This window comes from Listeria costaricensis (genome assembly GCF_900183385.1).
GTDB lineage: Bacteria > Bacillota > Bacilli > Lactobacillales > Listeriaceae > Listeria > Listeria costaricensis.
In genome coordinates this window covers 46,507-58,016 of sequence record NZ_FXUT01000007.1, presented here as the reverse complement: position 1 = coordinate 58,016, position 11,510 = coordinate 46,507, and the positions used below count along the sequence as shown (strand labels likewise).

The window sequence follows — 11,510 nt, the reverse complement described above, 5'->3', positions numbered from 1 at the left end:
GCTGCGGGACCTGAGGTGGGAAACGGATGAAAAAAACAAAAAGATATTTAGTGGTCGATTTGGAAACGACCGGTAATCAGGCAGGGCGAAAAGATCGCATCATTCAATTTGCCGGTGTATTGGTTGAAAATGGCCGGATTGAGCATACCTATTCAACGTTTATCAATCCACTTAAAAAGATCCCGCCTTTTATTCAGGAGCTGACAGGGATTTCCGATCAAGATGTCAAAGAGGCGCCGCATTTTGAGGATGTGGCGCCCATTATTTTGTCGCTTCTAGAGGATACGATTTTTGTAGCGCATAATGTGGCATTTGACTGGACGTTTTTAGAAAAAGAACTAAAGATGGCTGGTGAGAAGGTGCCACGTATTCAAAAGCTGGATACGGTGGAGCTCACGCGGATTCTTTATCCTGGAATCGACAGCTACAAATTGCAGGACTTGGGGGATGAATTCGGCTTCGGCCATGACCGGCCGCATCAGGCAGACAGTGATGCTTACGTGACGGCTGAGCTGCTACTACTTTGCTTGGAAAAGCTGAACGGCTTGCCGCTACCGGTTTTGCGCAAAATGTCTAATATTGCACAACCGCTTAAGAATCATCTGCCGGAGCTTTTGTTTGAAGTGGAGATGGCGCAGGACCGGAAAAATCTGCCGCTTTCAGAGGAGCTTTTATTGCGCCGCGGACTTGTAATTCGTAAAAAGCAGGTCTGTCCGTCTGAAAAAATGGATCCAGGTGCTTTTCCTGTGCAGGCTGCAGAGAAAGAAGCGCTTTTCAAACGAGCTGGGGCACCGCTTTTTGCGCGGACGGGCCAGTTTGAGATGATGGATCTGGTCTATCAGGCCATGCAGGAGAAGCGGCACGCCTTGATTGAAGCGGGAACGGGAATTGGAAAATCGCTGGGCTACTTTTTACCATCGCTTTATTTTGCCAAAGAAAAGCAGCTGCCAGTCATTATCAGTACATATACAAACTTATTGCAAAGTCAGCTCTATCAAAAAGACGTTCGACTAGCACAAAAATTGTCGGGGCTGCCGGTTTCAACGACCCTGCTAAAAGGGCGCGACCACTATTTGAATTTGTTTAAATTTGAAAAAGTATTGGAAGAACGTGATCCCACCTATGATGTGGTTGTGACGAAGTTGAAGCTACTTGTCTGGCTAACGGAAACAGAGACTGGCGATATTGATGAAGTCAATTTGTCGAGCGGCGGTCGTCTGTTTTGGAACCGGATGAAGCATACCGGCTGGTACTTATCGGAAAAACGCGACCCGTGGCTGCCCTATGATTTCTATAAATTTAATTTAGAACAGGCCAAGCAGGCGGACCTTGTGATTGTCAATCATGCCTTGCTTTTGAAGGATCATTTTGATTCGCGGAAGCTCTTGCCTGAATACGCCTATGCGGTCATTGACGAAGCGCATCATTTTGCTGAAAGTGCCAGAAGCCAGGGCAGTTTCCGCTTATCCTACCGCAAGCTGAAATACTTTATGAACCAGCTCGGCACATTGGAACGTTATTCACTTCTCAGCCGGCTCGATCTGGTTTTCCCATCAGATGAGCGGTTGTTTGATTTGGATATTGCGGCGCTCAAATTGCCGGAAGCGGTCGAAGCTTTTTTTGCGGCTTTGCAGAAGCAGCTGGTCTCCAGTCGGAAAGAGCGGACGGAAATGGCGCTTCTCATGAGTAGCCAAAGTGATGAATGGGGTGAGGAACTCTATTATTTGGCGGAAAATCTGTTGGCGCTCCTCCAAGAAGTCTGTCTTCATTTACGGGCGCTGCTTGAAAAAGGAAAATCGGAGCAGGAAACGCTGAAAGAGGGGGAAACAGCCTTTATTGAAGAGGTATTTGCCTTTTTGCTGGACTTTGAAGAACTGGCTAGCGGGCTTGATCAGCTGGTCCACCAAAAGTTGCCGGTTGAAACGATCATTATTGAGGCGGACAAAAACTGTTCGCTTTCCAGTGTGGCGTTAAAAGGCATTCTGCTGCAAGTCGAGGAGCTGTTAGAGGACGAATTTTTCGGCAAGAAGGAAAGTGTGATTATGACCTCGGCAACCCTGACAGTCGCTGATTCATTCCGCTATACGAAGCAGTCGCTGGGACTTTCAGAGGCCGATTTAATCGAAGCGCGGATCCCATCTCCGTTTGACTATGCGGCGAACAGTCGAGTCTTCATTCCGGATGACCTGCCGCCAATTAAAGGAACGCCGCTTGAAGTGTATACACGTGTTCTGACCGACTATTTGAAAGAGATTGCACTGCGGACAAATGGGCGAATGCTGGTGCTGTTTACGGCGGCGGATATGCTGCGACAAACGGCTGTACGGATGAAAGATGCGCCGGAACTGGCCGACTATATCGTGCTGGCGCAAGGCTTGTCAAGTGGAAGCTCGGCCCGTCTGACCAAGCAGTTCCAACTGTTCGATAAAGCGATTCTGCTCGGGCTTTCGAGTTTTTGGGAAGGGATCGACATTCCCGGGGAGGACCTTAGCTGTCTGGTGATTGTCCGGCTGCCATTTGCTCCGCCAGATGATCCATTTACCAAGGCGCAGATCGCACTAAAAAAAGCGAATGGCGAGAATGCTTTTCAAAACTTGTCGCTTCCAGAAGCTGTACTGCGCTTTAAGCAGGGCTTTGGGCGGCTGATTCGGCGCGAAGATGATCGAGGAGTGGTGTTTGTTTTTGACAACCGGGTGGACACGACGCGGTTCGGGAAAACTTTCTTGCAGTCTTTGCCGCCAGTTGAAATCGAAAAAGGACCGCGCGACGAGCTGCTTTCACGTGTCAGTCAATTTTTTGCGGAAGATCATGATTAGGACTTCAAAAAGTGAAGGCCTATTGCTATAATAGTTTTATGCTTGCAACTTTGTGGGCAAATTTAGATAGAAATGAGCGAATTTATCTTGCAGAGACGAAAAAATAAAAAAAGAATCGGTCTTTGGATCCTGCTAGCTCTCGGCATTCTAATCCTCATTTCAGGGGGAGCTTACCTGTATCTTCGCTCGGCAGAAAAGCCGGTCGATGAGGCAAAGCAGGAAGCACTTGATCGCATCAGCGGCAGTATCGAGCTGAAAGAACAAGATCAATTTTATCTATACAACGGCGTTAAATCCACCTACTATGTGTTGACCGGAAAGAATCAGGATAATAAGGACATCATCGTTTGGGTCCCAGAAAAGAAATCCGGTAAAGTTTATGTGAAATATGCGAGTGACGGCATTTCAGAAGCCAAAGCCAGACAAATCGTGGAAGAGAAAAAGCATCCGAAAAAGATTCTCAATGTGACGCTTGGCATGGAAAATGGTGTTCCGCTTTATGAAGTCAGCTACATTGGGAAAAATGATTCTTTGAATTATTACGATATGACCTTTTCAGACGGAGAATGGCTGCGGGAAATCGAAAACTTATAAATTGTAGGAGGATGAAACATGGATATACCTTTATCAGAACGTGTGAAAAAAGTCGCCCCATCGCCCACCCTTGCGATTACGGCAAAAGCGAAGCAAATGAAGCAGGAGGGCATCGATGTGATCGGTCTTGGAGCCGGGGAACCGGATTTCAATACACCGCAAAATATTATTGATGCAGCAATCCGGTCGATGGAAGCAGGACTGACAAAATATACGCCTTCTACAGGGATTCCTGAACTAAAGGAAGCGATTGTCAAGAAGCTGGCTCGCGATCAGGGGCTTTCCTATGAAACGAACCAGATTTTTGTCGGGACTGGGGCCAAACATGTGCTTTATTCCGTCTTTCAGGCGCTTCTAAATCCTGGCGATGAAGTGATCGTGCCCGTTCCTTATTGGGTGACGTATCCAGAGCAAATCAAGCTGGCTCTTGGCGTGCCGGTATTTGTTGAAACGGGTTTTGAGCAGGATTTCAAACTGAGTGCCGCTGATTTTGAGCAGGCGATTACTTCAAAGACCAAAGCGGTCGTACTGAATTCGCCTAATAATCCAACCGGCATGTGCTATACGAAAGAAGAGCTACTCCAAATCGGCCGTATAGCAGTTAAGCACAACCTGGTCATCGTGTCAGATGAAATCTATGAGAAGCTGTATTATGGACAGGAAGAAATTTGTTCAATTGCCAGTCTAAATCAGGATTTGTATGCACGAACAGTGGTGATTAACGGGGTATCCAAGGCCTACTCGATGACCGGCTGGCGGATTGGCTATGCGGCAGCAGACGCGCAGCTAATTGCCGGGATGGGCAAACTGGCAGACCATTTGACCAGTAATCCGACTGCCAATGCACAATATGCAGCTGTCGAAGCTTATGAAGGCAGTCAAACGGTGCCGGAACAAATGTATCAGGCCTTTGAAGAGCGGATGGAGAAATTCTATCCGGAAATCGAGCAGATTCCGGGTTTCCGGCCTAAAAAACCGGACGGCGCTTTTTATTTCTTTATCAACGTGGAAGAAGCCTTGCAGATGAAGGGCTTCACAAGCGGTGATGAGCTGGCGGCTGCTCTGCTTGAACAGGCAAAAGTCGCGGTAATTCCGGGTTCGGGATTTGGTATGCCCGAATATATCCGCCTCTCCTATGCGACAGATCCGGAGCTTTTCGGAGCCGCACTTGTGAGAATCAAAGAATTTATGGAAAACTAGGGAGTGTACAAAGTGAAAATAACGATTAATCAGGCAAAAGATTATGTCAATCAAGAAGTAACGATCGGCGTTTGGCTTTCTAATAAACGTTCAAGCGGTAAGATTGCCTTTTTGCAGCTTCGTGATGGTACGGGCTTCATGCAGGGTGTTGTGGTCAAAGCGGAGGTTTCCGAAGAGATTTTTGCACAGGCGAAAGGCCTCACACAGGAAACCAGCTTTTTTGTCACAGGTGAAATCCATGAAGATACCCGCTCGAAGTTTGGCTATGAAATGGCTGTGACGGGCATTGAGGTGATTTCCGAATCGCATGACTATCCGATCACACCGAAAGAACACGGAACTGAATTTTTGATGGACCATCGTCATTTATGGCTGCGTTCAAATCGGCAACATGCGATCATGAAAATCCGGAATGAGATCATTCGGGCTACGTATGAATTCTTTAACCGGGAAGGCTTTATGAAGATCGACCCGCCAATTTTAACGGGAAGTGCGCCTGAGGGGACGACGGAGCTTTTCCACACGAAATATTTTGACGAAGATGCTTTTCTTTCTCAAAGCGGTCAGCTCTACATGGAAGCGGCAGCGATGGCATTTGGCAAGGTGTTTTCATTCGGACCGACTTTCCGGGCTGAAAAATCGAAAACGCGCCGCCATCTGATCGAATTTTGGATGATCGAGCCGGAAATGGCTTTCTATAAATTGGCCGACAGCTTGGAAGTGCAAGAGCAGTATGTGGCTTTTCTAGTGAAATCTGTTCTGGATCATTGTACGCTTGAATTGGAACGTCTGGGCCGCGATACAACGCATCTAGAAAAAATGACGGCACCATTCCCGCGGATCACCTACACAGAAGCAATCGAGCTGCTTAAGAAACAAGGCTTTGACGATATTGAATGGGGCGACGATTTTGGTGCACCTCATGAAACGGCGATTGCTGACAGTTTTGAAAAACCGGTTTTCATCACGCATTATCCAAAAGCGATCAAGCCGTTTTACATGCCGGAAGATCCAACGAATGACCAAGTTGTCCTTTGTGCTGATTTGATTGCGCCAGAGGGTTACGGTGAGATTATCGGTGGTTCTGAACGTATTCATGAACTGGATGTTTTACTGGAACGGATCAAAGCATTCGGACTGGATGAAGAAGCATACAGCTGGTACATTGATCTAGCTCGCTATGGTTCTGTGCCGCATTCTGGTTTTGGCTTAGGGCTTGAACGGACGGTGGCTTGGATTTCAGGAACAGAGCATGTGCGTGAAACAATTCCATTCCCACGTCTTTTGAACCGTCTATATCCTTGATAAATCGTAGCGAAAAGATACATCTCCTATTGTGGGATGTGTCTTTTTTTGTGTCGATTTTAAAAATTTGTAAGGCTTACGGAAATTTTAAATAAAAATCGCCAACTTTCGGGCAAAATCATGATATACTTTTACAGTGAGGTGTTTTTTGATGGAGCAAAAAATTATGCAGGAATGGATCAAAGAAGGGCAACTATCAATTTCGCAGGTTTTGCTGGCGAATTATAAAGTGCTGTCTTTGAATGAAATGGAAGTGATGCTGCTGATCCAAATCGAGTCGTACCGGGCAGCTGGCAATCCGTTCCCATCCGTAGAAGAATTGACGATTCGGATGACACTGAGTCAAAGTGAGATCATGAAGCTGATCGAGACGCTCATTGCGCGCGGTTTTCTTGCGCTGACGCATCACGAAGAGCGGCAGATTTTGACGGAGGCCTATTCTCTTGAGCCGCTTTGGGAAAAGCTGTGGCTGCTTTATGAGGAAAAAGATCTGACGGGGCGTGTTAATCAGCAGGTCAAAGAGGAGACCAATCTGTACCGCTTATTTGAAAGCGAATTTGGTCGGCCGCTATCGCCAATTGAAGCTGAAACGCTCTCGGCATGGCTGGATCAGGATCACGTGGCACCGGCTCTTATAAAGGAAGCCTTGAAAGAGGCGGTCATTTCGTCTAAATTAAGTTTTCGTTATATTGACCGCATCCTGCTGAATTGGACAAAAGAAGGCGTGAAAACCGTCGAGGATGCTCGAAAGATAGCGGAAAGCTTCCATCAAAGTGGCGGATCGGATTCTGGAACCAAAGCGCCGGGCTCATTTAAACAAAGCTCGGACAGCATTCCGTTTTATGATTGGCTGGAGAAAAGAAAAGGGTGAGAGTAAGGTAGATGCTGACTAAACAACAAACCATTGATTGTATCAATGAAATGGCCAAAATGTTTCCAGCGGCCCACTGTGAGCTGGTGCATAAAAATACCTTTGAACTTTTAATCGCGGTTGTTTTATCTGCCCAATGTACGGATGTGCTGGTGAATAAGGTGACAGCCGATCTTTTTGAAAAATATCATGAGCCGGAAGACTATCTGGCCGTCCCGCTTGCTGAATTGGAAGCTGATATTCGCTCGATCGGTCTCTATCGTAACAAGGCGAAAAATATTCAAGCCTTGTCCAAGAAACTGTTGACTGAGTTTGGCGGCGTGGTTCCCAAAACGCATGCCGAGCTGGAAAGTCTGCCTGGTGTAGGGCGAAAAACGGCCAATGTTGTCTTGTCCGTTGGTTTTGGCGTGCCAGCACTTGCTGTTGACACACATGTCGAACGGGTATCAAAAAGGCTGGGCATTTGCCGCTGGAAAGACTCCGTCGTCCAAGTGGAAGAAACCCTCAAAAAGAAATTGCCGGAAGAAATGTGGTCGGATGCCCATCACTATTTGATTTTCTTCGGTAGATATCACTGCAAGGCGAGGAAGCCGGAATGTCCTACTTGTCCGCTGCTCCACCTTTGTCGTGAAGGAAAGAAACAAGCGAAAGCGAGAGGATTTGATGGCTGAATTTAAGTACGCCCCAGAATTAACACATGCGAGGTTTCGCTCGCCAGACATCGTGATGAACGAGCTGGATGAAGCATCTCTTTTTGTCAGCGGAGTACCGTTTTGGCAGGAGCAGATGTTTTATACAAAAGGTGCTGGGATTATGCCGTGGCACGAGGAGACAGACCGAGCCTGCCGCCGCCTGAAAAAACATATGAAAGTACTCCTTGAGGAAATCGAAACGGCGCTTGAAAATAAAGAAAAACCGAATCCGTCAAGCGTTACCGATGCGTTGGGGATTTTTCTCTCCATCTTATTTTGGAGTAATCATCGCCCTGTGCAATTGACCGATTTGGAAGAACAGCTTAAAACGCTTGAAATCAAGCCGCTTAACTTAGAAGAGCGGCTTATGTACTGCTTTGATCGAGCGCATACCTTCTTAGGGTATACCCAGTTAAAAGAGCTTATGCTCGAGCAGCGTAAATTGATTGCCAAAGCAGAATAAAAAATAAAACCTGTCAGTAACTGATTTTTGTACCGTCTCCAAGTGTTAGAACTAAACATCTAACATTTAGGAGAGTGGGGCAATTTCGATCAGTACTGACAGGTTTTTTTGATGAAAAAAAGCGAAGTGAGGAGGGGGCCGTTTCCCAAAGTAGTCTTGCAATCTTTGGGAAACGGCCAGCTATCACTTCGCTTTACTTCGTTATTATGTGCTATTCTGGTTGTTTGTCTGGCTACTGTCTTGATTAGAGGAATCTGTATTGCTGTCCTGCGGAATCGTGACAGTCGCCGTGGCTGCTGAGCTGGACTTATCGCCTTTTTTCGCCACAACGCTGATTGTAATGGTCGATCCTGGCGTACCGCCGGAAACAGTGATAGAAGTTGAAGTGACAGAGGTTGTCTGCCCATTGACGGTTACATCATAGCTTTCGGCACCATCCACGGCTGTCCAACTGGCCGTAATTTGCTTGCTGGTCGTGTCATACTTGGCAGTTAGACCAGCAGGGGTGCCTGGAGTGGCGTTTTTCTCTTCCTCTTCTTTCTTCTTAGCTTCTTCTTCCTGTTTTTTCTTTTCTTCCTCTTCTTTTTTCGCTTTTTCTTCGTCTTCTTTCGCTTTCTTCGCTGAGGAAGACATTTCTGTTTTAGTTGGTTGAGTTCCAGCAACAAACAGTTCGGTCGTCATATCTTCACTAGCTGTGCCATCTGCTGCTTTCACAGGTGGATTGCTGCCTTTTAGAATTGGAACAGAAACGACGCTGCTTGGTTGTTTGAAGTCAGCTGTTTCTTTGCCTTCTGAGACATGTCCCATGACTTTAGAGAACATGCGCTGGGCAATTTTTTGTTCGCTGGAAGAGAGGTAGTTTTCGATATCATCATACCCCGTCCAGACGGAAACGGTATAATTGGTCGAATAACCTACAAACCAGGAATCACGGGCTGCACCGCTTGGATAATTGTATTTCGCTTGAGCACTTGAATCAAAGTTTGTTGTCCCCGTCTTACCAGCAACAGGAACGCCAGAAACGGCAGCTGAAGTACCGGTACCTTTTGAAATAACATCTTTGAGTACATCGGAAATCATATAGGCGGTCGATTCTTTCATCGCCACGCTGCTCTTCGGTTCCATATCGATCTCATCGCCATCACCTGTTACGATTTTCGTGACAGTATGCGGCTTGTTGTAGACTCCTTTGTTTCCGAATGCGGCATAAGCACCAGCCATTTGCAGCGGGTTCGAGGAGTTCGCACCAATCGAATAGGACTCAGGAAACTCATCATAATCAAAGCCCAGCTTGTCGGTAAACTGCATAGCTTTGTCAGTTCCAACGGCTTGCAGTGTTTTCAGCGCTGGGATATTCCGTGATTCATAAAGCGCCTGCCTCATGGTAATGTCGCCTTGATAGCTGTGATCCCAGTTGTTGATCTCTGTACCGCCGCTATAGGTGTAAGGCTCATCTTTGATAATTTGAGCGGTGGACATGTTGAGATACTCGATTGCCGGTCCATAATCTGCAATAGGTTTCATCGTGGAGCCGACTTGTCGTTCGAGCTGCGTCGCATAGTTGTAGCCGCGGGTGACATTTTGATTGCGTCCGCCGCCAATCGCTTGAACACGACCAGTTTTCGTATCCATCACGACCACTCCGGCCTGCATCTTGTCGTCCGTAAAGCTGACAATATCATTGGAATTCATCATTTGTTCGGTATACTGCTGGGCATCCTGATCGAGGGATGTATAGATCGTTAAGCCGTCTTTATAAACATCGTATTTATCAGGAATTTCGCTCAATACCTGTGTGACATAGGAGTCGTATTTATAGGAAGGTTCCTCACGTTTTTCTTGTGACTGAAGCCCATCCTTAATATCCACTGCCTGAGCGTCTTTCATTTCTTGCTTTGTGATTTTGTCGTTGTTGTACATGTTCGTGAGCACCAGGTCGCGCCGTTTTTTTGCAGCGTCCGGATGATCATAAGGATTATAGTTGTTCGGACTTTGTGGCATTCCGGCGATCAGGGCCGTCTGAGCAAGACTTAAATCTTTCAGGCTTTTGCCGTAATAATGCTCTGCTGCCGTCTGCATGCCATATGTGCGATCTGACATGTAAACTTTATTGACATAAATTTCGATAATATCATGCTTGCTGTATTTCTCTTCTAATTGAAGTGCCAGCCAAGCTTCCTGCGCTTTCCGTGCAAGTGATTTATCCGTATAATCCAGATAACTCATTTTGATGATTTGTTGGGACAAGGTACTACCACCTTGATCGCCAAATCCATTTTGGAAGTTTGCGATAACAGCACCAACGAGACGAATCGGGTCAATCCCGTCATGCTCATAGAAGCGGTTATCCTCGGTGGATAAAATCGCGTCCTCCAGTGTTTTCGGAATATCTGCATATTCCACGTAGTCCCGGTTTTCTGCACCTACTTCTGCAAAAACGTTTCCGTCTTTATCTAGGATTTTTGACGAAACAGGGTCACGCAATTTGGAATCAGTCAGTTTTGGCGCGTCTTTTGCATAACTATAGAAAAGACCGGCCCCAGCTGCAATGCCGAAGAAGGCACAAAACAAACCAACGAAGAAAATCGTTTTGACGATCGTGCGGCCAATGTGACGCTTCTTTTTGACCGGCAGCTGATCTTTTTTGCTGCGCTGCTTCGAGTTTTGCTGGCTGCGATACTGAGATCTTGTTTGCGGTTTTTCTGCCATTAAAAATCTCTCTCCTTTAAACTCGGCTGACTATCTACTTGCTTTATCCAGGACAGATAAAAAGTCAAGCCGCGGATTTAGACCATAGGGAACGAGGTCTGAGACAGCACGAAGTTCACCGATCGTGACCGATTTACGGCCGCCTTCTGCCATTCTTTTCCAAAATGGGTAGAAGTTTTGATACAAGGTGAGGTATACTTCGTCGAGTGTCCGAAAGCTGATGATCACAAAGGCAAGGCCGTTTTGTTTGACGACTTGTTCCATATGGGTCAGCTGGTGAGGGTGGAAATTATTTAGCGGAAATGAGGTGGTGTTTTTGGTTTCCTTTGCCTCAAAATCCAAATACTTTCCTTTATAAACACCGTTATAGTCTGTTGTTGAAGGCTGTTTAAAATAGGCCTCTCGAATCGTGGCGTTGCTTCTTTTTGGATAATCAACGCGCACAATTTGAACAGGTGTCGGTTTTTTATGGATAACAGCGATCTCATGAGCTAAATAATAAGCATTCGTATCATTTAAGTCATCCTCAAGCGACATCCCGCGTTTGCCATAAAGCGTTGGCATTTTTTGATTTTTTTTCACAGCATTTGCTTGATTTGGTTGTTGCGGCTTCTTGCCATTTGGATAGCCGATTGCCATGATTCTCACCTCATTAATCAAAAATTGCCAGCTCCATAGAACTAACCTTTATTATAACAAAATAAAATGAAATTCCTAGTAAAATTTGCGAAATCGCCCGGAAAAGGATGCGCTAATAAGAGTGGAATGGGAACATACCTTCGTTTTTTGACGTAAAAAAAGAGGCGTGAAAATGGGGATTTTACTTGAAATATGCTATTCTAAATAGTAAAGAAGGGGAT

9 protein-coding genes are annotated in these 11,510 nt (G+C 46.2%); 7 read left to right on the top strand and 2 right to left on the bottom strand.

Annotated features, from left to right (window positions below):
- Window positions 1-26 precede the first annotated feature (26 nt).
- From dinG to CS921_RS06360, 7 genes are all read left to right on the top strand, one after another.
- A complete protein-coding gene (dinG, locus tag CS921_RS06390) occupies window positions 27-2,816 on the top strand; it encodes an ATP-dependent DNA helicase DinG (protein WP_099222239.1) in 2,790 nt (929 codons plus the stop codon).
- Between the two features lie 72 nt (window positions 2,817-2,888).
- The gene (locus tag CS921_RS06385; RefSeq protein ID WP_099222238.1) at window positions 2,889-3,410 is read left to right on the top strand and encodes a cell wall elongation regulator TseB-like domain-containing protein; all 522 of its coding nucleotides are present in this window, start codon (window positions 2,889-2,891) and stop codon (window positions 3,408-3,410) included.
- A gap of 18 nt (window positions 3,411-3,428) precedes the next feature.
- Entirely contained in the window at window positions 3,429-4,610 is a 1,182-nt protein-coding gene (locus CS921_RS06380) for a pyridoxal phosphate-dependent aminotransferase (protein ID WP_099222237.1), read from the top strand.
- Between the two features lie 12 nt (window positions 4,611-4,622).
- Entirely contained in the window at window positions 4,623-5,915 is a 1,293-nt protein-coding gene (gene asnS / locus CS921_RS06375; RefSeq protein WP_099222236.1) for an asparagine--tRNA ligase, read from the top strand.
- A 151-nt stretch (window positions 5,916-6,066) separates the two neighbouring features.
- Complete coding sequence (locus tag CS921_RS06370) at window positions 6,067-6,786, top strand: DnaD domain-containing protein (protein ID WP_099222235.1); 720 nt, start codon at window positions 6,067-6,069, stop codon at window positions 6,784-6,786.
- Between the two features lie 11 nt (window positions 6,787-6,797).
- Window positions 6,798-7,457 carry an endonuclease III gene (gene nth, locus CS921_RS06365; RefSeq protein ID WP_099222234.1) on the top strand — a complete coding sequence of 220 codons (660 nt, stop codon included), beginning with the start codon at window positions 6,798-6,800 and terminating at the stop codon, window positions 7,455-7,457.
- Window positions 7,450-7,941 carry a YpoC family protein gene (locus CS921_RS06360; protein WP_099222233.1) on the top strand — a complete coding sequence of 164 codons (492 nt, stop codon included), beginning with the start codon at window positions 7,450-7,452 and terminating at the stop codon, window positions 7,939-7,941. The genes nth and CS921_RS06360 overlap by 8 nt, the downstream gene beginning before the upstream one ends.
- A 204-nt stretch (window positions 7,942-8,145) precedes the next feature.
- Here CS921_RS06360 and CS921_RS06355 read toward each other — a convergent pair whose 3' ends face one another.
- Window positions 8,146-10,650, bottom strand: a complete 2,505-nt coding sequence (locus tag CS921_RS06355; protein ID WP_099222232.1) for a transglycosylase domain-containing protein — start codon at window positions 10,648-10,650, stop codon at window positions 8,146-8,148.
- Between the two features lie 30 nt (window positions 10,651-10,680).
- Entirely contained in the window at window positions 10,681-11,289 is a 609-nt protein-coding gene (gene recU / locus CS921_RS06350) for a Holliday junction resolvase RecU (RefSeq protein ID WP_099222231.1), read from the bottom strand.
- Window positions 11,290-11,510: the final 221 nt, after the last annotated feature.

What these genes read in the sequence shown, in the direction of transcription:
- recU (WP_099222231.1), bottom strand. Translation starts at nt 11,289, where the DNA reads ATGGCAATCGGCTATCCAAATGGCAAGAAGCCGCAACAACCAAATCAA.
- CS921_RS06360 (WP_099222233.1), top strand. Translation starts at nt 7,450, where the DNA reads ATGGCTGAATTTAAGTACGCCCCAGAATTAACACATGCGAGGTTTCGC.
- CS921_RS06385 (WP_099222238.1), top strand. Translation starts at nt 2,889, where the DNA reads ATGAGCGAATTTATCTTGCAGAGACGAAAAAATAAAAAAAGAATCGGT.
- nth (WP_099222234.1), top strand. Translation starts at nt 6,798, where the DNA reads ATGCTGACTAAACAACAAACCATTGATTGTATCAATGAAATGGCCAAA.
- CS921_RS06370 (WP_099222235.1), top strand. Translation starts at nt 6,067, where the DNA reads ATGGAGCAAAAAATTATGCAGGAATGGATCAAAGAAGGGCAACTATCA.
- CS921_RS06380 (WP_099222237.1), top strand. Translation starts at nt 3,429, where the DNA reads ATGGATATACCTTTATCAGAACGTGTGAAAAAAGTCGCCCCATCGCCC.
- dinG (WP_099222239.1), top strand. Translation starts at nt 27, where the DNA reads ATGAAAAAAACAAAAAGATATTTAGTGGTCGATTTGGAAACGACCGGT.
- CS921_RS06355 (WP_099222232.1), bottom strand. Translation starts at nt 10,650, where the DNA reads ATGGCAGAAAAACCGCAAACAAGATCTCAGTATCGCAGCCAGCAAAAC.